Source organism: Pseudomonas frederiksbergensis, from assembly GCF_003732705.1.
Taxonomy (GTDB): domain Bacteria; phylum Pseudomonadota; class Gammaproteobacteria; order Pseudomonadales; family Pseudomonadaceae; genus Aquipseudomonas; species Aquipseudomonas frederiksbergensis_F.
Genome location: NZ_MOBR01000040.1, coordinates 464,621 through 485,384, shown reverse-complemented (window position 1 = coordinate 485,384; position 20,764 = coordinate 464,621). Strand labels below are relative to the sequence as shown.

Genomic DNA, 20,764 nt, shown 5'->3' with positions numbered 1-20,764 from the left:
ACTCCAGTTACCAGCACGCCATGTCATTTATTCACACCAACCTGATCCACCTGTTCGCCGTCCTCTGGTTCGTCATCTGTTGGGCTGGCTACACCCGTTATGCGTCGTGGAAGGCCCGCGATACCGCATGCCTGGCCAGCGTGCTGCATCTGTACCGCGAAGACTGGATGCGTCGCATGCTGCTGCGGGACAACCGCATCGCCGATGCCAGTGTGATCGGCAATCTGGAGCGCAACGCCTCGTTCTTCGCCTCCAGCACGCTGATTATCCTGGCGGGCATTCTCACGGTACTCGGCGCTTCCGAGAGGGCCGTTTCGTTGCTGGCGGATATTCCCATGGTCCAGCAAGCGTCCCAGGGCATGTCGGAGATCAAGTTGCTGTGCCTGGCGCTGGTGTTTGTCTATGCGTTCTTCACGTTCAGCTGGTGCATGCGCCAGTACAACTTCGCGGCGATTCTGGTCGGCTCGGCCCCCATGATCGGCGAACGGCATGTTTCCGAGCAGGAGCGCAAAGCCTTTGCGGCTCGCGCGGCGCGGGTGATTTCGATGGCGGCCAACCAGTTCAACTTCGGCCTGCGGTCTTACTATTTCGGCATGACCATGCTGGCGTGGTTTGTCAGCCCTTGGTTGTTCATGTTGATGAGCGCTGGCGTCGTACTGGTTTTGTATCGCCGGGAATTTCATTCCGATGTTCTCGACGTGATGGTCTATACCCCTACAGAGGCGCCATTGCCTGAAGCCAACAAAGAGGCCGCTTGATGAGTATTCCGTTCTGGTGTGTGTTTATCAGTGCATTGCTGATCTACGTGGCCCGTATGCCCGTGGCCAAAGCCATGAAAGAGCAGGGCGGGTACAACAATCACTTGCCGCGCCAGCAACAGGCGCAATTGACTGGCTTCGGCGCCAGGGCAGTGGCGGCCCATCAAAATTGTTTCGAGGCGTTCATATTATTTGCGGTGGGGGTGTTGATGGCGCACACCACGCAAACCCAGGGGTGGCTGATTGATTCTCTGGCGATCATCTTTGTGATCACGCGCGTCATTTATTTGCTGTGTTACTGGGGCGATCTTGCCTGGCAGCGCAGCCTGGTGTGGATCATCGGCTTAGTCTGTTCGTTATTGCTGATGATTAGTCCGACTTTTAGAACCGTGTTGCTCTAATCCCTCAACTAACAGGCAAAAGAAAACCCGCACTTGGCGGGTTTTCTTTTGTCACGCTAAAAACTGTTTTAGTTTTTAGGCGCTTCAGTTGGAGCGGCCGGAGCGGACTCCTGTACTGCAGCTTTGTTCGATTCAGCCTGAGCTTTGGCGGCTTCGGCGTTTTCTTTCGCAGCGTCGTTCACTTTATCCTGTGCTTTGTTCATGTCTTGCTGAGCTTGCTCAGCATGTTGGTTAGCATCTTGAGCTTTGTCCTCGGATTTTTTATCGCAAGCAGCGAGACCGAGGGAAGCGGTCAACATCAAGGCAATAGCTAAAGTCTTACGCATGGGGTGTATCTCCTTATGGAAAATATCTACTGGCCTTTCGAGCACAGCCGTCAGCGATAAGTTCCTCATTTCATACAGATATATAAGTTTTTATCGCTGTGGAACTTTTGCCTGATAACCAGATGCTGTGACCGGAAACTAAGAAGAGTTCTTATCAAATGGCCGAAAACCCCGTTTTTGAGCGTGCAACACGATTCCTGTCGGCACTGCGGCATTGTCAGGTGCTGGGTTTGCGAATTCACAGTGCGAGTACGGACGGACTAACGGTCGTCCTGCCCTATAGCCCGCAAATCGTCGGAAACCCGCAAACCGGTGTCATCCACGGCGGTGCCCTGACGTCGCTGATGGACACCGCTTGCGGCATGTCCACCCTGTGCGTATTGCCGGAATTCGAGGTCTGCCCGACCCTCGATTTGCGCATCGACTACATGCACGCCGCCGAACCCCACAAGGACGTTTACGGTTTCGCCCAATGCTACCGGGTGACTACCGACGTGATCTTCGCCCGGGGCTTTGCCTACCAGGACGACCCGGAACAGCCCATCGCCCATGTCGTTGGCACTTTCATGCGCATGGGCAAGGGCATCAAGGGCACCAAAGGTTTTGGTGGCGCCATCGCCGGAGGTGCGAAATGACTGACTCGTTCAAGGAACAACTGCAACAGGCCCATGCGCAAGGGGACTACGCCTCGCTGCTGCACCTGATTCCCTACGCCAAGTTGATCGGCATCGAATGTTCACGGGTGGGGGATGAGCTGCTGTTTCGCCTGCCGGCAAACAAGGACAACATTGGTAACCCTTTATTGCCGGCGATCCATGGCGGCGTCATTGCCGGGTTCATGGAGCTGTCGGCCGCGTTGCACTTGTTGATTTTCACTGGCTCGCCCGGAGTACCGAAGATCATCGACTTCTCCCTCGACTACCTGCGCGCCGGGCAATTTCGCGATACCTGGGCGCGTTGCCAGGTGTGCCGGCAGGGACGGCGGGTGGCTAACGTGGCGATTACGGCCTGGCAAACCACCGAAGCCGAGCCGATTGCCACGGCCCGGGGCCATTTCAAAATCGAAGAGCCCTTGAAATCCTGAACTCAGCCCCAAACTCTGATGACAACCCGCCGTCGACCCTGAAGGTCGCGGCCACTGCCATCTGATTGGAGTTTGATGACCATGAGTGTGGAAACTCAAAAGGAAACCCTGGGCTTCCAGACCGAGGTGAAGCAACTGCTGCACCTCATGATCCATTCGCTGTATTCCAACAAGGAAATTTTCCTTCGCGAGTTGATCTCGAACGCCTCTGACGCTGTCGACAAATTACGTTTCGAAGCCCTGTCCAAGCCTGAGTTGCTGGAAGGTGGCGCCGAACTGAAAATCCGTGTGAGCTTCGACAAGGACGCGAAAACCGTCACCCTCGAAGACAACGGTATCGGCATGAGCCGCGAAGACGCGATCACCCACTTGGGGACGATCGCCAAGTCCGGCACTGCTGATTTCATGAAACACCTGTCCGGCGATCAGAAGAAAGATTCGCACCTGATCGGTCAATTCGGTGTGGGTTTCTACTCTGCCTTTATCGTCGCCGACAAAGTCGACGTGTTCAGCCGTCGTGCCGGCGCTGCCGCCAGCGAAGGCGTGCACTGGTCGTCCAAGGGCGAAGGCGATTTTGAAGTTGCCACCGTTGAAAAAGCCGAGCGCGGCACCCGTATCGTCCTGCACCTGAAGGCCGGTGAAGACGAGTTCGCCGATGGCTGGCGTCTGCGCAACGTCATCAAAAAGTACTCCGACCACATCGCGCTGCCGATCGAGTTGCCGAAAGAAGTGGCAGCCGTTGAAGGCGAAGAGGCTCCGGCTGTTGAGTGGGAAACTGTCAACCGCGCCAGCGCCCTGTGGACCCGTCCTCGCACCGAGATCAAGGACGAGGAATACCAGGAGTTCTACAAGCACATCGCCCATGACTTCGAAAACCCGCTGAGCTGGAGCCACAACAAGGTCGAAGGCAAGCTTGAATACAGCTCGCTGCTTTATGTGCCGACCCGCGCTCCGTTTGACCTGTACCAGCGTGAAGCGCCGAAAGGCCTGAAGCTGTACGTGCAACGCGTGTTTGTGATGGATCAGGCCGAATCGTTCCTGCCGCTGTACCTGCGCTTCATCAAAGGCGTGGTCGATTCCAATGATCTGTCGCTGAACGTGTCGCGGGAAATCCTGCAGAAAGACCCGATCATCGACTCGATGAAATCGGCGCTGACCAAGCGTGTTCTGGACATGCTGGAAAAACTGGCGAAGAACGAGCCTGAGCAATACAAAGGCTTCTGGAAAAACTTCGGCCAGGTCATGAAAGAAGGCCCGGCTGAAGATTTCGCCAACAAAGAGAAAATCGCTGGCCTGCTGCGTTTCGCCTCCACTCAGGGCGAAGAAGGCGAGCAAGTGGTGGGTCTGGCTGACTACCTGGCTCGCGCCAAGGAAGGTCAGGACAAGATCTACTACCTGACCGGCGAAACCTACGCCCAAGTCAAAAACAGCCCGCACCTGGAAGTCTTCCGCAAGAAAGGCATCGAAGTGCTGCTGCTGACCGACCGTATCGACGAGTGGCTGATGAGCTACCTCAGCGACTTCGACAGCAAGAGCTTTGTCGACGTGGCGCGCGGTGACCTGGACCTGGGCAACCTGGACTCGGAAGAGGATAAGAAAGCCGCGGAAGAAGTCGCCAAGTCCAAAGAAGGTTTGGTTGAGCGTCTGAAAACCGCACTCGGCGATTCTGTCGCTGAAGTCCGGGTTTCTCACCGTCTGACCGATTCCCCGGCAATCCTGGCCATCGGCGAGCAGGACCTGGGCCTGCAAATGCGTCAGATCCTCGAGGCCAGCGGGCAGAAGGTTCCGGATTCGAAGCCAATCTTCGAATTCAACCCGGCTCACCCGCTGATCGAGAAACTTGACGCCGAACAGAGCGAAGAGCGCTTCGGCGACCTCTCGCACATCCTGTTCGATCAGGCGGCCCTGGCGGCCGGCGACAGCTTGAAAGACCCGGCAGCCTACGTGCGCCGTCTCAACAAGTTGCTGGTTGAACTGTCGGTTTAACTGCGTTGTACAAAAACCCGCTTCGGCGGGTTTTTTTATTCTTGAGTCTTAGGAGTCTGAAATGAGCCAAGTCACTGTGCGTTCCGTGGTCTATCAGCTAGATGGCCAATCTTACGAAAGCCGTCTGGCCTTCGATGCCGACCATAAAGGCCCGCGACCGGGTTTGCTGATGGCGCCAAACTGGATGGGTATCAGCGCCGGTGCCGAGGAGATTGCCAAATCGGTGGCGGCCAAGGGCTATGTGGTGCTGATCGCGGACCTGTACGGTCAGTCGGTTCGCCCGCAGAACGGCGACGAGGCGGGGGCTGCGATGATGCCGTTGAAGAATGATCGCGGCTTGCTGCGCAAACGTATGGCGTCAGCATTCGAGCAATTGCAGGCCCAGGGTGAAGCGGCGGTCGATGCCTCGAAACTGGCGACCTTCGGTTTCTGTTTCGGCGGTTGCTGTGCGCTGGAACTGGCCCGCAGCGGCGCGCCAGTGAAAGCGGCGGTGTCGTTCCATGGCTCGCTGGATACGCCGAACGTCAACGATGCGAAAAACATCAAGGGCTCGGTGTTGGTGCTGCACGGCGCGTCCGATCCATTGGTGCCGAAAGAGCAACTGCCGGCGTTTGAAGCCGAAATGAACGCGGCGGGCGTGGATTGGCAACTGCTGAGCTACGGCGGCGCGGTGCACTCCTTTACCGATCCCCATGCGAATGTGCCGGGCAAGATGATGTATGACGCGAAGACCGCAGGGCGGGCGTTTGTGTCGATGCATAACTTGCTGGATGAAGTGTTTAGCGGCTGATCGCTGGTTTTGCCTGAGACATCTTTTGATCGTTCCCACGCTCCGCGTGGGAATGCCTCCAGGGACGCTCCGCGTTCCAATGGGACGCAGAGCGTCCCGGGCTGCATTCCCACGCAGAGCGTGGGAACGATCATGTCAGCGGGGCAACTCGATCCGCTCGCTTTCCCCCGGCACCGTCGGCCAATCCCCGGCCGTCCAGCGCCGCCGGGCTTCATCAATAGCTGCCGGATCGCTCGCGACAAAATTCCAGTTGATCCGCCGTGGCCCATCCAGCGGCGCCCCGCCGAACAGCACGGCGTGACAGTCGCTCTCGGCAAACAACGTCATCTCTTCCCCGGCCGGCAACACCACCAGCGAATGCGGTTCGATCAGCTCGCCATCGAGTTGCACCTCGCCGTCCAGCACATACAGTGCGCGTTCTTCGTGCTCGGTGGGAATCAGCAACGTCGTCGCGGTTTGCAGGTTCAGTTCGGCATACAACGTAGGAGAAAGCACCGGCACCGGCGATTCCAGGCAAAAGCCTGACCCGGCGATCATGCGGATCTTCACCCCGAGGTTATCGCTGACCGGCAAGGTGGCTGCCGGGTGATGGCTGTAGTGCCCCGGACCTTGCTCGTGTTCCTTGGGGGAGGCCAGCCAGATCTGCAACCCATGCATCGTGAAGCCGCTGTCTTTCAGCGCCTCAGGTGTGCGTTCGACATGGGCAATGGCGCTGCCTGCGGTCATCCAGCTGACATCACCGGTGTCCACCACCTGATCGGAACCGAGGCTGTCCTTGTGCTGGATCTGCCCCTGGAACAGGTAGGTGAGGGTCGACAGACCAATGTGCGGATGTTGTCGGATGTTCATGCCTTTGCCCGCCGGATAACGGGTTTCGAGCATGTGGTCGAAAAACACGAAAGGCCCGACGCTGCGGCATTTGGCCGACGGCAACGGGCGAAGAATTGGCTGGCCTTCGACATCTTCGGCGCGGGGGCGGATCACGAGGGGCGTGTTCATGCGGCATTCCAGGCTGGGCGGGTGATGGGCAGAGCATAACCCGCCGCTGACATCGTGGTGATTACTGGCTATCGAAGCCCTGTGGGGCGTGGGTTTCGATGGTGACGTCGGTGGTGGTCATCAGTTTATGGATCGGGCAACGGTCAGCGACCCGCAGCAATTCTTCCCGTTGAGCGTCAGTCAGCACGCCTTTGAGCGTGAGGGTGACGTGCAGGGCATATTTGCCTTTTTGCTCTTCGCTGTTGTCGCGTTTGACCTCGACCCCCACGCCGGTCAGCGGGATGTCTTTTTTCTTGGCATACATCTTCAGCGTCAGAGCCTTACAGGCGCCGAGGGCGGCATCGAAGTAATCGTGGGGCTCCGGCGCCGAGCCCTCGCCACCGGCTGAGGTGGGCACATCGGCAAACAGTTCGTGATCATCGATCTGGACAGTGTGACGAAAGCCTTCGCTGGAAATGGTATTGACGGTAACAGTCATGGGAAACCTCTTCGGCAGTAGGAAAAGTCATTCGAGCAAAAACGGACCATGAAGGTATAGAGCATTCGTGCTGTGCTGCGTTCCACTTTCTTGCGGGCTGAACCCTGGTTGGCGCGCTGGGGTCTATGGCACTCATGCCCTCGGAGATTGCCCGTGCCCCTGACCCGCTTGAGCCTCGCCTGGTTGTTGGCGCTTTGCAGCACACACGCCGACGCCCGCGACTATGCCTACAGCGACGCGCACCTGCATTACGTGGACTTCTTCCAGGAAACGGCGGGAATGCCGACGTTGCTCAAGGCGATGGCTGACAATTCCATCGATCACGTGATGATTTCCGGCATCCCGGTGGCCAAGAAATGGCATGAGGACGAACCCAAGCGTCCGCGCTACTACGCCGGTGACGACGCCGACGCCTATTGGTACAGCGCGACCGACGTGATTGTTGCCGCCGCAGTAAACAAGCTGACGTCGGAGCAGCGGCAGCGTTTTCATCCGTTCCTGTCAGGCTTCAACCCCAACGATAAAAACTCCGAGGCGCATATCCAGCGCATGCTCGATCTCAATCCGGGGTTGTGGCAGGGCATCGGCGAAGTCTTCACCCGGCACGATGACCTGACGGCCCTGACCTCGGGTGATACGCCGCGCGCCAATAATGAAGCGATGACGAGGATCTATCACCTTGCCGCCGAGAACGACCTGCCGGTGATGCTGCATTCCAACATCACCTCCAAGCGTGAGAAAAATCCGCTGTACCTGGCGGAAATGGAAGAGCCGTTGCGTAATCACCCGCATACCCGGTTTATCTGGGCTCACGCCGGTACCAGCGTGGAAATCCATCGGCATCAGACGCAGCTGGATTTTCTGCTGCCGACGTTGACCCGGATGCTCGAGGCCTACCCGAATCTATTCATCGACCTGTCCTGGAGCATGCTCACGCCCTATCTGCTGGATGAGCAGGGCAAGCCTCGGGATGAGTGGCTGAGACTGGTGGAGCGCTTTCCGGAGCGCTTCATGCTGGGTTCGGATGTTGTGGGACGATTCAACAAGTTGGGTAAGGAAATGCGCAGCTTTGATCCGTTTCTCGACGCCTTGCCGGAGGATGTTGCGCGACAAGTCGCACGGGATAACTTTCTGTCGGTTTTGCCCAAAGTGAAAAAGGGGTTATTGCCCTGAAAAGATCGCATTTGTTCCGTAGGAGCTGCCGAAGGCTGCGATCTTTTGCCTTTGCCTTTCTCCGCTGAATCGTTCCCGCCCAAGGATCGAAGTAGTAAGGCGTTTTGATATCACGTTTTGGTCTTACGCAAATTTTCCCGGGGCCGATACCGTCTAAAGCAACCCGCTGCAGGGATATGCAGTGATTTTTTGGAAGGAACCAAAGCAATGAGCATCCGTAGTCTCAATATTGCCCCGCGCGCGAGCCTGGGTTTTGGCCTGTTGGCGTTGATGGTGTTCGGTTTGGGAGCGTTTGCCCTGGCGCAAATGTCGGCCATGCGCGCCCAGTCCGATCAGGTCGATAACAACTGGTTGCCCAGCGTGATGTCGGTCGGCGACATGAGCCAGGACATGCTGCGCCTGCGTGCCTTGACCATGCGCCTGCTGATCAACCGCGATCCCCAGGCGCTGGCGCAGAATGTCGGGAAACTCAATGAGCTCAAAGGTGTTCTCGGTGATGCGCAACAGCGCTACAACGCGTTGATCGTGCTGCCCGAGGAGCGTTCGCTGTTTGATCGGTTCAAGGCTTCGGAACAGAAATACCTGAATTTTCAGGGGCAGGTGATGAACCTGTCTGCCCAGGGGCGGATAGAAGAGGCGGCGGTCATCGTCAATGGCGAAATGAGTCCGTTGGCCGACGACATTGCCGTGACCCTCAAATCCTTGGTGGAGCTGAACAAGCACCAGGCCAGCCTGGCGACCGAGGCGGCGCGTCTGGTGTTCAGCAGTTCGCGGGTCTGGGTTGGGGTGATGGTCGCGCTGGCGGCGTTGATGACCATCGCCCTGGCCTTGCTGCTGACCCGCAGCATTGTGTTGCCATTGTCCCAGTCGTTGCGGGTCGCCGAGGTGGTGGCGGGCGGTGATCTGACCGGCGACATCCGCATCACCGGCAAGGATGAGCCGGCGCGGCTGCTGCATGTGCTCAAGAGCATGCAGCAGAACCTGCGGGAAACTATCCGGCGCATCTCCGATTCATCCAGCCAATTGGCCTCGGCTTCGGAAGAACTCAGTTGCGTCACCGAAGACGCTACCCGAGGCCTGCATCAGCAGAGCCTGGAAATCGAACAGGCCGCCACGGCAGTCAATCAGATGACGGCGGCGGTGGAGGAAGTGGCGAGCAACGCGGTGGCCACCTCCGAAGCGTCCCGGGAATCTGACCGGATTGCCCAGCATGGCCGCACTCAGGTGCAGCAAACCGTGCAGTCCATCGAATCCCTGGCCGATGATGTCACCGCCAATGTCTCTCAGGTCGAGGACTTGGCGCAGAAGGTCTATGGCATTAGCAAGGTGTTGGATGTGATTCGTTCGATTGCCGAGCAAACCAATCTGCTGGCCCTGAATGCGGCGATCGAAGCGGCGCGCGCCGGGGATGCCGGGCGCGGTTTTGCTGTCGTCGCGGATGAGGTGCGGGCGCTGGCCCACCGCACGCAGCAGTCGACCCAGGAAATCGAGCAGATGATCAGTGGGATTCAGCAAGGCACCGATTCGGCTGTCAGCTCAATGCAGCAGAGCAATAGCCGGGCGCGTTCAACCCTGGAAGTGGCGAAAGCGGCAGGCATAGCGCTGGAGGAGATTGCCTCGGCGTTCACGTTGATCAACGAACGCAACATCGTCATTGCCAGTGCCTCGGAGGAACAGGCGGCGGTGGCGCGGGAGGTGGATCGCAATTTGATGAACATCCGTGATCTGGCATTGCAGACCTCGGCGGGGGCAAATCAGACCAGTGCGGCGAGTCAGGAGTTGTCGCGGTTGGCGGTGGATTTGAACACGATGGTGGCGCGGTTTTCGGTCTAGTTGATTGCAGCACTCACCCCTGTGGGAGCGAGCCTGCTCGCGAAAGCGGCATCACATTCAGCATTGATGTTGGCTGGCACACCGCTTTCGCGAGCAGGCTCGCTCCCACAGGTTCTGCGCCTGGCTCAATATTCGATGATCGTTCCCACGCTCCGCGTGGGAATGCCTCTTGTGACGCTCTGCGTCACGCTTTGGAACGCGGAGCGTCCCTGGCTGCATTACCACGCAGAGCGTGGGAACGATCAGCAAAAAAAAACCCCGCTATTGCGGGGCTTCTTGTGTCGATCCGGATTAGCTGCCTTTGACAGCCTTGCCGTTGACCGTGCCGTCCAGGAGCATGATGTTGTACTCCTTGCCGTCGGTTTCAACCTGTTGCAGACGGACCAGCAGGTAATCCCAGTCCTTGGCGAACCACATCACGGTGATGCGCTTGCTTTGTGTCGGGTCGCGCACGCGCTCGACCTTGATCGCATCGATCTGGCCAGCCTTGGTGTCGACTTTTTCCGAGCCCAGCACGCGGAAGTCATAGGTATCGACTTCGCCATCATCGACGACCTGGTAGCTCATGCTTTTCTTGCCAGCGGCCACGTCGTGTTGCAGGGCCAACTGATAAGTGGATTTGTCGACCATGCCGCGGTTGAGCGGGATCTTGATCGGGTCACCACGATCGGTGCCGGTGACCATTTTGGTGGTCCAGTCGAAGTCCAGGTCAGCTTTCTTGGCTTTGCCCAAGCCGCCACGTTCGAAGTGGTAGGACTGGGGCAGCAGTGTGTCCTTGTCCAGAGTCAGGGTGCTTTGTTCGGACAGGCTGGCGATCATCATCGACGCCTTGAAGCTGAGTGTCCAAACGCCGTTGGCGCCCTTGACCAGGCTGCGTTCAGCAGTGCCGCTCATGGGCAGCTGCTTCCAGTCGGCGGTGTAGCTGGCGGAGAAGGGTTGAAGGTCTGCGGCCTGCGCGAAGGGCAGGGCGAGCAGAGCGCAAGCGAAGAGCAAGGCGCGACGCATAAAATCTCCTAGGTTCGAATCAAGTGGCCGCTGGCCGCGAGTAACTTTTCATCCAGTAAAGCACCTTGTTCGCCGAGTGATAAACGACCTTCGGCAAACCAGCGTACAGCCATCGGGTAGATCAGGTGTTCCTGAACGTGAACCCGCTGCGCCAGACTCTGCGGCGAATCGTGCAACTCTACCGGTATTACTGCCTGTACGACCAGTGGTCCGCCATCGAGTTCCTCGGTGACGAAGTGCACAGAGCAGCCATGTTCGGTGTCGCCGGCCTCCAAAGCGCGCTGATGAGTGTGTAACCCTTTGTATTTGGGCAGCAGCGAGGGATGGATATTGAGCAGGCGACCCTGGTAGTGGCGCACGAAACCAGCGCTGAGAATGCGCATGAAACCGGCGAGTACCACGAGTTTGGGGTTGAAGGCGTCGATCAGTTCGATCAGCGCGGCATCAAAGGCCTCGCGGCCTTCGAAAGCCTTGTGATCCAGGGAGCGGGTTTCGATACCCGCGTCCCTGGCGCGTTGCAGGCCGAAGGCATCGGCGCGGTTGGAAATCACCGCAGCGATGCGGACCGGGCTGTCGCCGGTCCGCGTGCTGTCGATCAAGGCCTGCAAGTTACTGCCGGTGCCGGAGAGCAGCACCACGACATCACAGGTGGCGGACATTAGTGCGCCTTAAGGTTCTTCAGTTCGACCTGAGCCGCGCCTTCGGCAGCGGTGGAGATCTGGCCAATGACCCAAGGTTGCTCGCCGGCTTCACGCAGGACGTTCAGCGCGGTTTCAACGTGCTCTTGAGCCACGCAGATCACCATGCCGACGCCGCAGTTCAGTACGCGGTGCATTTCGTTTTCGTCGACGTTGCCTTTCTCTTGCAGCCAGTCGAACACCGCAGGGCGGGTCCAGCTTGCGACGTCAACCACCGCTTGTGCGCCTTTTGGCAGTACGCGCGGGATGTTGTCCAGCAGGCCGCCACCGGTGATGTGGGCCATGGCTTTGACGGCGCCGGTTTCTTTGATCAGCTTGAGCAGCGGCTTCACGTAGATACGGGTCGGGGCCATCAGCAGGTCGGTCAGCGGTTTGCCGTCGAGCTGGATGTTTTCGATGTCGGCACCGGACACTTCGATGATCTTGCGGATCAGCGAGTAGCCGTTGGAGTGCGGGCCGGAAGATGGCAGGGCGAGCAGGGCATCGCCGGCAGCGACTTTGGAGCCGTCGATGATTTCGGATTTTTCCACGACGCCAACGCAGAAGCCGGCCAGGTCGTAGTCTTCGCCTTCGTACATGCCAGGCATTTCAGCGGTTTCGCCGCCGACCAGGGAGCAGCCGGACAATTCACAGCCAGCGCCGATACCGGTCACGACCTGGGTCGCGGTTTCGACGTTGAGTTTGCCGGTGGCATAGTAGTCGAGGAAAAACAGCGGCTCGGCGCCGCACACCACCAGGTCGTTGACGCACATGGCGACCAGGTCGATGCCGATGCTGTCGTGTTTGTTCAGGTTCAGCGCCAGACGCAGCTTGGTGCCAACGCCGTCAGTACCGGAAACCAACACTGGCTGCTTGTAGCCGGCCGGGATTTCGCAGAGGGCGCCAAAACCGCCCAGGCCGCCCATGACTTCCGGGCGCGCAGTGCGCTTGGCGACGCTCTTGATGCGTTCGACCAATGCTTCACCGGCGTCGATGTCTACACCGGCGTCCTTGTAGCTCAGGGAGGGTTGCTTGCTCATGATCCAGGCCTTTAGGGGGGATTCAGGGGTAACGACCGAGTCCATTAGGGCCGCCGAAACAGCGTAGGCGAAAGCCTTGCGCGCTATTCCGACACTGCCCGGCTGTTGCCGGTCTGCGAAGGCGCGCGATTTTATCAGGCTTGAGAGGCAGCGGCCATCCTCGCGCCGACGGCAGGGGCATATCGGCTGAAAAAAACCGTTATTGCCCGTGTTGGTGGCGTCCCTCATGCCTGTATAAGGTATCGCTATTAACCGTCTATCGTTATGACAGTGCCAAAAACTTATCGGGGCCGGGTGAATGTTTTGCCTTGGGCGATGGTCACAGACTTGCTCAATGCGTTCACGCGGCCAGTTCCAGCCGCTCTTGTCGTCAGGAATCTTCCATGCGTTTTTTCTCCAAATATTTAGCTGCGGGTTGTTTGTCTCTGTTCAGCCTGGCGAGTCATGCCGAATCTGTGAAAGGCCTGTATCAGGTCCGTCAGCCTGTCAGCAGTCAGAGCGCCGAGGTGCGCGATCAAGCGACCCAGGAGGCGCTGGATACCCTGGTGTTGCGCCTGACCGGCGATCCGAAGGCTGCGCAAAGTCCGGGGTTGGCGGCGATTCGCAAGGACCCGCAGCAAATCATCAGTCAGTACGGCTTTGACGCCGGTCCGCCGGAAGTGCTGAAGGTCGATTTCGACCCGGCCACCACCGAGCAGGCGTTGCGGCGTGCCGGGCTGTCGTTGTGGGGCGCGAACCGGCCGTCAATTCTGGGCTGGTGGTTGAATGACTCCGCCGAGGGTTCGAGTCTGGTGGGCGATGGTCAGGCCAGCGCTGCGCCGCTGCGTCGGGCGGCACAACACCGTGGTTTGCCTTTGCGCTTGCCGCTGGCGGATTTGAGTGAGCAATTGGTCGCTACGGCGCCGAATCTCGAAGGCACGGATGCGGCGCCATTGCGCGGCGCATCGGAACGATACAGCGCGGACGCCTTGCTTGCGGTGCATGCCCGCGAAGAGGGCGGCCAGTGGCAGGCCAAGTGGCATCTGTGGCTCGGCGATCAGAAAGAGGCGGGCACTGTGCAGGGCGCGGATCAGGCCGCCGTGGCCGATGCGGTCATGTTGGCAGTCGCTGAGCGTCTGGCGCCGCGGTTTGTCGTCAAGGCGGGCGCCTCAAGCGAACAATTGCTCGAAGTGCAGGGCATGAACCTGGAGCGCTATGCGGCGCTGGGGCGTTTGCTCGATCCGTTTGGCGCGCATTTGGTCAGTGTCGATGGCGACCGCATTGTCTACCGGGTCAATGGCAGCGCCGAGCAATTGCGCTCGCAGTTGTCGTTGGCGAAGTTGCAGGAGGTTCCGGCCGGTGAAGCGCCGGCGCCAGCCGCACCGGTTCAGCCGGCCGAAGGTTCGGCGCCGGTTGTAGCACCCGCTCCGGCGCCTGTGCCGCAGTTGCGATTCCGTTGGTAAGGTTTTCTTTCTTTATATAGATGCATAGGGAGTTGTACATGGCCGATACGCGGCGTTGGTTCTGGTTGGGCGGGGTGGTCCTGCTCTGCGCGTTTGTCTGGCTGTTGCATCCGATCCTGACGCCATTTCTGGTGGCGCTGCTGTTGGCTTATCTGTTCGATCCCTTGGTGGATCGCCTGGAGAAGGCCGGTCTGTCGCGGACCTGGGGCGTGGTGGCGGTGTTTGCGCTATTTACCTTGATCTTCACGACCTTGCTGTTGGTGCTGGTGCCGTTGCTGGCCAAGCAGTTGTTCCGCCTGTACGAACTGGCGCCGCAAATGCTCGACTGGTTGCAGCACACCGCACTGCCGTGGGCGCAGTCGAAGTTCGGCCTCTCGGATAACTTCTGGAAGTTCGACAAGCTCAAGGCGGCGATCAGCGAGCACATGGGTCAGACCACCGATATTGTCGGCGTGGTGCTGAGCCAGGCCACGGCTTCCGGGCTGGCATTGATCGGCTGGTTGGCCAATCTGGTGTTGATCCCGGTGGTGAGTTTCTACCTGCTGCGGGACTGGGACCTGATGATGGCCAAGATCCGCAGCCTGTTGCCCCGCGATCGCGAAGAGCGCGTGGTGACACTGGCCGGTGAATGCCATGAAGTGCTCGGCGCATTTGTGCGCGGGCAATTGCTGGTGATGCTGGCGCTGGGCGTGATCTATGCCGCGGGCCTGATGCTGGTCGGGTTGGAGTTGGGGCTGTTGATCGGTCTGATTGCCGGCTTGGCAGCGATTGTGCCGTACATGGGGTTTGTGATCGGGATCGGTGCGGCGTTGATTGCCGGTCTGTTCCAGTTCCATGGCGAGCTGTATCCGATGCTCGGCATTGTCGCGGTGTTTATGGTCGGGCAGGCGCTGGAAGGCATGGTGCTGACGCCATTGCTGGTTGGGGACCGGATCGGCCTGCACCCGGTGGCGGTGATTTTCGCGATCCTGGCCGGTGGTGAGCTGTTCGGCTTTACCGGCGTGCTGCTGGCCTTGCCGGTGGCGGCGGTGATCATGGTGCTGGTGCGCCATCTGCATGATTTGTATAAAGATTCGGATGTGTACAGCGGGACCGATGAGCCCGAGCTGTAAAGTCGTCTGATCCCGCGTAACGGGCAGCCTGGTTCCTTGCCAGGCTGGCCCGCTTCCCTCCGGTGGCTGTCACATGCGCCGCCAAAGAATCTGTCATAAAACCAGTGCGTTAACGCAAACCTTTGATTTTGCTTGTGGTCTGCTGCATTGTGCGGGCTGCCTCACGGGTATAAACTTCGCAAACTTTACACAGAGGCCACTAACGGTTCCTTTGGAACTGTTCAGTCAGCATGAAACCGATTCAGCTGCCCCTAGGTGTGCGTCTGCGTGATGACGCTACCTTTATCAATTACTACCCAGGCGCCAATGCCGCTGCACTCGGCTATGTCGAGCGGCTATGCGAAGCCGACGCCGGCTGGACCGAAAGCCTGATTTACCTCTGGGGCAAGGACGGGGTAGGGCGTACGCACTTGTTGCAGGCCGCCTGCCTGCGATTCGAGCAGATGGGCGAACCGGCGGTGTACCTGCCGTTGGCCGAGTTGCTGGATCGCGGTATCGAAATCCTCGATAACCTTGAGCAATACGAACTGGTCTGTCTCGATGACTTGCAGGCAGTCGCCGGGCGAGCGGATTGGGAAGAGGCGCTGTTTCATCTGTTCAATCGTCTGCGTGACAGCGGTCGGCGTCTGCTGATTGCTGCTTCGACCTCGCCACGTGAACTGCCGGTGAAACTGGCGGATCTCAAATCACGCCTGACCCTGGCGCTGATCTTCCAGATGCGCCCCTTGTCCGACGAAGATAAATTGCGTGCCTTGCAACTGCGCGCATCCCGTCGCGGATTGCACCTGACCGATGAAGTCGGGCATTTTATTTTGACCCGCGGTACCCGCAGCATGAGTGCGCTGTTCGAGCTGCTTGAACGGCTCGATCAGGCCTCCCTTCAAGCTCAGCGCAAGCTGACAATCCCCTTCTTGAAAGAAACCCTGGGCTGGTAGCTAAACCAGTAAAGCCGAGGCCTTCAGCGCGCTTTGGCATATTCCAGGCGCCAGAAAATCCGCTTTCCTGCAGGGCTGCAGGCTGCGCAAACTTTCAAAACGGGTTTAAGCGCTTAGATGTAAACGAGAAACCGAGAAGTCACATAAAGATCGATTGAATTTGCAAATGAGGTTGATAGCGGGCATAGTCTCGGCTTCTTTACAACTATCAGCCACGGTCGTGCCCATGCTAAATCGCTTCGCACCCCTCGTGCCTCTCGCACTCGTCACCCTGTTGTTCGGTTGCGCTGCTCACTCTCCAGTGTCCCAGCAAGAGCAACAACAGCAGGTTAAAAACTCTGTTACCGCCCAATCTTCCGTCCTTTATCAGGACGCTCTTTATCAAGAAGAGACGGCTACCGAAAAAGAACTGGCAAGCTTCGCCGACGGCAAGTCTTACCAGCTTCCGGTTCTGGCTGACAGCATCCTCGAACGCGGCATGTCCCTGATCGGTACCCGTTACCGTTTCGGCGGTACCTCTGAAGCCGGTTTCGACTGCAGCGGTTTCATCGGTTACCTGTTTCGTGAAGAGGCCGGCATGAACCTGCCGCGCTCCACTCGCGAAATGATCAACGTAGATGCCCCGCTGGTCTCGCGCAACAACCTCAAGCCGGGTGATTTGCTGTTCTTCGCCACCAATGGTCGTCGCGGTCGTGTCAGTCACGCCGGGATCTACCTCGGTGATGACCAGTTCATCCACTCCAGCAGCCGCAAAAGCGGTGGCGTACGAGTCGATAGCCTGGGCGACAGCTACTGGAGCAAGACCTTCATCGAAGCCAAGCGCGCACTCGCGATGGCCCCGACTGTCGTCACCGCTCGCAAGTAAGCACACTTTATGTAAGGCGAACTTAAAGTCTTACTTGAAGTTTGGCGCATAGGCGCTAGAATCCTGATCTATTATTGATGGCAAACCGCCTGCGTCCTACGCAGGCGGTTTTCTTTTCTGTCCTTCCGGCAGAAAAAGCCGCAGCCAGATCAGGTGTTTTGCATATGACGATGTCGGCCCGCCTCACCCTGATGCTTTTCGCAGCGCTGCTCAGCGCCTGCGCCAGCCGCACACCACCGCCTGCGCCAGTAGTTCGAGCGCCGATTATTTTCAGTACGTCTCAATCGTTCTCCCCTGAAGCGGAAGACGTGCTGTTCCGCGCCCTCGGCCTGGTCGGCACGCCGTATCGCTGGGGCGGTAACACGCCGGATTCCGGGTTCGATTGCAGCGGCTTGATCGGTTACGTCTACCGTGATGTCGCCGGCATTTCCCTGCCGCGCACCACGCGGGAAATGATCAGCATGCAAGCGGCCAATGTCGGCAAGGAAGGCCTGCAAACCGGTGACCTGATCTTCTTCGCTACCAACGGCGGCTCCCAGGTCAGCCATGCCGGCATCTACGTCGGTGAAGGCCGCTTCGTCCACGCCCCGGCCACCGGCGGCACGGTCAAGCTCGACAGCCTGTCCAAAGCCTACTGGCAGAAAGCCTATCTGAGCGCCAAACGCGTCTTGCAACCTGAGCACCTGGCGCGTAATCAGTAGGTTTTCAGCGCAAGAGGTTGTGATGACCCATCGCACGCTCAATCTCGACGATTCCCTGTACCAGTACCTGCTCGACGTTTCCCTCAGGGAAACGCCGCTGCTCAAGCGTTTGCGCGACGAAACCCAGACACTGCCCATGGCGCGCTGGCAAGTGGCGCCGGAGCAGGGGCAGTTCCTCGCCTTGTTGGTCAAGCTCACCGGCGCCCGGCGTTTGCTGGAAGTCGGCACCTTCACCGGTTACAGCGCCTTGTGCATGGCTGCGGCGTTGCCCGATGACGGCTCGTTGATCTGTTGCGATATTCCCGGCGACTACAACGCCATTGCGCGGCGTTACTGGGAAGAGGCGGGGTTGGCCGGGCGTATCGAACTGCACCTGGCGCCAGCGCTGCAAACCCTTGCTCAACTGTCAGGGCCGTTCGACCTGATCTTTATCGATGCCGACAAAGCCAATTACCCGAATTATCTGGAACACGCCCTGAGGTTGCTGCGGGTCGGTGGCTTGGCGATATTCGATAACACGCTGTGGAGCGGGCGGGTGTTGGAGAGTAATCCCGAGAGCGAAGACACCCGGGCGATTCAGACGCTCAATCGAGCATTGAAGGATGATGAACGGGTGGATTTGTCGTTATTGCCGGTAGGCGATGGCTTAACCCTGTGCCGCAAGCGCTGATTAATGTGGGAGCGAGCCTGCTCGCGAAGGCGTCATAACATTCACCATCATCGTTGACTGTCACATCGCTTTCGCGAGCAGGCTCGCTCCCACATTAGGTTTTGTACTTGGCAGATTATTTAACCGCCGAAACCCGCCAAACCTTATTCCCCACATCGTCCGCCACCAGCAAGTCCCCTTGCTGATCAATCACCACACCCACCGGCCGGCCCAAGGCGTTTTCGTCCTTATCCAGGAACCCGGTCAGTACATCCACCGGTTGTCCGGTCGGTTTGCCCGCCGTGAACGGCACGAAAATCACTTTATAGCCGCTGTGCGGCTTGCGGTTCCACGAGCCGTGCTGGCCGACGAAGGCGCCGTTGGTAAACGGTGTCGGCAGTTTGCTGCCTTCGGCAAAGGTGAAGCCCAGCGAAGCGGTGTGCGGGCCGACGGCGTAATCCGGGGCGATGGCTTTAGCCACCAGGTCCGGGTTCTGCGGGTCGACGCGTACATCGACGTGCTGGCCGTAATAACTGAACGGCCAGCCGTAGAACGCGCCGTCCTTGACCGAAGTGATGTAGTCCGGCACCAGATCGCTGCCGATCTCATCCCGTTCGTTGACCGACGTCCACAACGCGCCGCTGCTCGGTTCCCAGCCCATGCCGTTGGGGTTGCGCAGGCCCGAGGCGAAAATCCGGTGATTGCCGGTGGCGCGGTCCACTTCCCAGATCGCCGCGCGACCTTCTTCCTTATCCAGGCCGTTTTCGCCGACGTTGCTGTTGGAGCCCACCGTCACGTACAGCTTGCTGCCGTCCTTGCTGGCGATGACGTTCTTGGTCCAGTGGTGATTCAGCGTGCCGCCCGGCAGATCAATCACCTTCATCGGCTCAGACTTGATCGCCGTATCGCCGGTTTCATAGTGAAAACGCAGCAAGCGATCGGTGTCGGCGACGTACAGGTCATTGCCGACCAAGGTCATGCCGAACGGCGAGTTGAGGTTTTCCAGAAACACCGTGCGGGTTTCGGCCACGCCGTCGTGGTCCTTGTCGCGCAACAGCGTGATGCGGTTCGGGCTCGGCACACCGGCACCGGCGCGCCCCATGACTTTCTTCATAACCCAACCGCGAATGCCTGTGCCGTCATCAGGCTTGGGCGGCGCGTTGGTTTCCGCCACCAGCACATCACCGTTGGGCAGTACGTAGAGCCAACGCGGGTGATCGAGGTTTTCAGCAAATGCCGCGACCTGCGTGCCTGCTGCTGCGGTGGGTTTGGCGCCGGCCGGCCAGCCGATCGCCGGGGCGATGTTCACCGTCGGGATCAGGGTTTTGTTTGGTTCTGGCAACTTTGGCGATGGGCCGGTGCCGTCCGTGACTTGCAGGCTGGAATGCTCGCCGCAGGCAACAAGCCCTCCGGCGAGCGCGATAACGAGAACGAGCTGGGGCTTGCGCATGCTGATCTTCCCTATGAATGCACTGATTTCATCTAGAGAAGTAAACAGCCGCGATGGTTCAACCCATCAACCACGGGCCTCTTTGAACAGCACCGCGATACCCGGGTGGTACTGGCCGGCTTCGTTGCGTAATTTTCGGTAGGCGTAGGGGAAATACCAGGCCACGGCGCAGGTGTGTTCCTTTTGCAGGTCGTCGACCATGTCCTGGAGTTCTTCCGGGGTCGCACTTTGCTGGGCTTTTTGCGGCGCGACGAACAGGCAGCCGAGTTTCAGGTCGCTGGCGTAGCTGATTCGCTTGGCGTCGCCAGTGATATCGACCAGGGCTTGTGTCAGGTTCAAGCTGTTGACCTTCGGCCAGCGCTGGGTGGCCTGAAGGTAAGCGCGTTCGTCGCTGGTGGCGATAAACAGATCGGCGCGGGCATTGCGTTCGCCTTCCTCGATCTGTTTGCGGGTCGGCGTCTGTTGCAGCGTGACCATTTCCGCCATCCAGGCCGCGGCCGATAGCAGGTTGAGGTTGGCTTTTTCGTCAAACCAGTACGGTGCATCGTTATCGCCGCGCACGGCGTTGTAGCGGTCGATACAGTCAAACCAGCGTTCCAGCAGCGGGCGCAGGAATTCCAGCTTCGGATTGCTGATGATCATGCCTTGCATGTGGCTCACCCTTGTTATTGTGTTGTGAGATTGTGGCTCTTTGATATCACTGCTCAGAGTGTGGCACAAGAATGACGTCAGATAATTGATCGACGGCAGTTATTCGCCCGGTGGCGTCCCGGCTTTAATTGACGCTCCACCCCCAACCCTCTAACCTTCGCGGCTTGTTTCAGGTGCTCTGTGACTGCGGTCGACAGAGTGAAACAGGGAAGCCGGTGAGTCCTCTCTTCAAACGAAGAAGATCACGATCCCGGCGCTGCCCCCGCAACGGTAAATGAGTGAAAGGCTGCGCCTTGAGCCACTGTGTCGAACATCGATATGGGAAGGCGCGCAGTCCGGTGCAAACCGCTCATGAGCCCGGAGACCGGCCTGATCCATCCAGCGGCATCACGGTGGGCGATGCCAGGCT

22 protein-coding genes and 1 riboswitch are annotated in these 20,764 nt (G+C 58.9%); of the genes, 14 read left to right on the top strand and 8 right to left on the bottom strand.

The genetic code is table 11. The features are described 5' to 3' along the window. Positions 1–20 precede the first annotated feature (20 nt). Both BK667_RS27550 and BK667_RS27545 read left to right on the top strand, forming a co-directional pair. Positions 21–758 carry a DUF599 domain-containing protein gene (locus BK667_RS27550; RefSeq protein WP_123510560.1) on the top strand — a complete coding sequence of 246 codons (738 nt, stop codon included), beginning with the start codon at positions 21–23 and terminating at the stop codon, positions 756–758. Next, the gene (locus BK667_RS27545; protein WP_123599463.1) at positions 758–1,159 is read left to right on the top strand and encodes an MAPEG family protein; all 402 of its coding nucleotides are present in this window, start codon (positions 758–760) and stop codon (positions 1,157–1,159) included. The genes BK667_RS27550 and BK667_RS27545 overlap by 1 nt, the downstream gene beginning before the upstream one ends. A 68-nt stretch (positions 1,160–1,227) precedes the next feature. On the opposite strand, the gene BK667_RS27540 is transcribed toward BK667_RS27545, so the two are convergent. Further along, complete coding sequence (locus BK667_RS27540; RefSeq protein WP_123599462.1) at positions 1,228–1,485, bottom strand: hypothetical protein; 258 nt, start codon at positions 1,483–1,485, stop codon at positions 1,228–1,230. Between the two features lie 158 nt (positions 1,486–1,643). Between BK667_RS27540 and BK667_RS27535 the strand changes: the two genes are divergently transcribed. The 4 genes from BK667_RS27535 (at position 1,644) to BK667_RS27520 (ending at position 5,345) form a co-directional block, all read left to right on the top strand. After that, positions 1,644–2,120 (top strand): PaaI family thioesterase, encoded by a 477-nt coding sequence (locus BK667_RS27535; protein WP_123510566.1) that lies wholly within the window; start codon positions 1,644–1,646, stop codon positions 2,118–2,120. Then, positions 2,117–2,569, top strand: coding sequence for a PaaI family thioesterase (locus tag BK667_RS27530; protein WP_123510568.1), 453 nt, complete (start codon positions 2,117–2,119; stop codon positions 2,567–2,569). The genes BK667_RS27535 and BK667_RS27530 overlap by 4 nt, the downstream gene beginning before the upstream one ends. A gap of 81 nt (positions 2,570–2,650) precedes the next feature. After that, complete coding sequence (htpG, locus tag BK667_RS27525) at positions 2,651–4,555, top strand: molecular chaperone HtpG (protein ID WP_123510756.1); 1,905 nt, start codon at positions 2,651–2,653, stop codon at positions 4,553–4,555. A gap of 61 nt (positions 4,556–4,616) precedes the next feature. Continuing rightward, positions 4,617–5,345, top strand: coding sequence for a dienelactone hydrolase family protein (locus tag BK667_RS27520; protein ID WP_123599461.1), 729 nt, complete (start codon positions 4,617–4,619; stop codon positions 5,343–5,345). Positions 5,346–5,480: 135 nt separating this feature from the next. Here BK667_RS27520 and BK667_RS27515 read toward each other — a convergent pair whose 3' ends face one another. Both BK667_RS27515 and BK667_RS27510 read right to left on the bottom strand, forming a co-directional pair. Next, positions 5,481–6,344, bottom strand: coding sequence for a pirin family protein (locus tag BK667_RS27515; RefSeq protein ID WP_123599460.1), 864 nt, complete (start codon positions 6,342–6,344; stop codon positions 5,481–5,483). 61 nt (positions 6,345–6,405) lie between these two features. After that, positions 6,406–6,822: an OsmC family protein gene (locus BK667_RS27510; protein ID WP_123599459.1), complete on the bottom strand. Its 417-nt coding sequence runs from the start codon at positions 6,820–6,822 to the stop codon at positions 6,406–6,408. Between the two features lie 147 nt (positions 6,823–6,969). Between BK667_RS27510 and BK667_RS27505 the strand changes: the two genes are divergently transcribed. After that, complete coding sequence (locus tag BK667_RS27505) at positions 6,970–7,995, top strand: amidohydrolase family protein (protein ID WP_375539188.1); 1,026 nt, start codon at positions 6,970–6,972, stop codon at positions 7,993–7,995. 207 nt (positions 7,996–8,202) lie between these two features. Beyond that, the gene (locus BK667_RS27500; RefSeq protein ID WP_123599457.1) at positions 8,203–9,828 is read left to right on the top strand and encodes a methyl-accepting chemotaxis protein; all 1,626 of its coding nucleotides are present in this window, start codon (positions 8,203–8,205) and stop codon (positions 9,826–9,828) included. A 291-nt stretch (positions 9,829–10,119) separates the two neighbouring features. Here the strand turns inward: BK667_RS27500 and BK667_RS27495 are convergent, their stop codons facing one another. Genes BK667_RS27495 through purM form a run of 3 tightly spaced genes read right to left on the bottom strand, consistent with a single transcriptional unit; the run spans position 10,120 to position 12,550 of the window. Beyond that, complete coding sequence (locus BK667_RS27495; RefSeq protein WP_123510580.1) at positions 10,120–10,833, bottom strand: DUF3108 domain-containing protein; 714 nt, start codon at positions 10,831–10,833, stop codon at positions 10,120–10,122. 8 nt (positions 10,834–10,841) lie between these two features. Next, positions 10,842–11,492, bottom strand: coding sequence for a phosphoribosylglycinamide formyltransferase (purN, locus tag BK667_RS27490; RefSeq protein WP_123510582.1), 651 nt, complete (start codon positions 11,490–11,492; stop codon positions 10,842–10,844). After that, positions 11,492–12,550 carry a phosphoribosylformylglycinamidine cyclo-ligase gene (gene purM / locus BK667_RS27485; protein WP_008148639.1) on the bottom strand — a complete coding sequence of 353 codons (1,059 nt, stop codon included), beginning with the start codon at positions 12,548–12,550 and terminating at the stop codon, positions 11,492–11,494. Before purM ends, purN begins: the two co-directional genes overlap by 1 nt. Before the next feature lie 383 nt (positions 12,551–12,933). Here purM and BK667_RS27480 point away from each other — a divergent pair, with 383 nt between their 5' ends. From BK667_RS27480 to BK667_RS27455, 6 genes are all read left to right on the top strand, one after another. Continuing rightward, positions 12,934–13,992 (top strand): DUF2066 domain-containing protein, encoded by a 1,059-nt coding sequence (locus BK667_RS27480; RefSeq protein WP_123510584.1) that lies wholly within the window; start codon positions 12,934–12,936, stop codon positions 13,990–13,992. Between the two features lie 38 nt (positions 13,993–14,030). Further along, entirely contained in the window at positions 14,031–15,104 is a 1,074-nt protein-coding gene (locus BK667_RS27475; protein WP_123510586.1) for an AI-2E family transporter, read from the top strand. A gap of 230 nt (positions 15,105–15,334) precedes the next feature. Then, a complete protein-coding gene (hda, locus tag BK667_RS27470; protein WP_054049492.1) occupies positions 15,335–16,039 on the top strand; it encodes a DnaA regulatory inactivator Hda in 705 nt (234 codons plus the stop codon). 226 nt (positions 16,040–16,265) lie between these two features. Further along, entirely contained in the window at positions 16,266–16,904 is a 639-nt protein-coding gene (locus BK667_RS27465; protein ID WP_123510588.1) for a C40 family peptidase, read from the top strand. 164 nt (positions 16,905–17,068) lie between these two features. Further along, the gene (locus tag BK667_RS27460; protein WP_123510591.1) at positions 17,069–17,605 is read left to right on the top strand and encodes a C40 family peptidase; all 537 of its coding nucleotides are present in this window, start codon (positions 17,069–17,071) and stop codon (positions 17,603–17,605) included. Between the two features lie 22 nt (positions 17,606–17,627). Further along, positions 17,628–18,275: an O-methyltransferase gene (locus tag BK667_RS27455; RefSeq protein WP_123599456.1), complete on the top strand. Its 648-nt coding sequence runs from the start codon at positions 17,628–17,630 to the stop codon at positions 18,273–18,275. A gap of 115 nt (positions 18,276–18,390) precedes the next feature. On the opposite strand, the gene BK667_RS27450 is transcribed toward BK667_RS27455, so the two are convergent. Then, entirely contained in the window at positions 18,391–19,704 is a 1,314-nt protein-coding gene (locus BK667_RS27450) for a PQQ-dependent sugar dehydrogenase (RefSeq protein ID WP_123599455.1), read from the bottom strand. A 66-nt stretch (positions 19,705–19,770) separates the two neighbouring features. Continuing rightward, positions 19,771–20,355, bottom strand: a complete 585-nt coding sequence (locus tag BK667_RS27445) for a hypothetical protein (protein ID WP_123599454.1) — start codon at positions 20,353–20,355, stop codon at positions 19,771–19,773. Between the two features lie 154 nt (positions 20,356–20,509). Further along, positions 20,510–20,742: riboswitch (cobalamin riboswitch) on the top strand. The last annotated feature ends 22 nt before the right edge of the window (positions 20,743–20,764 follow it).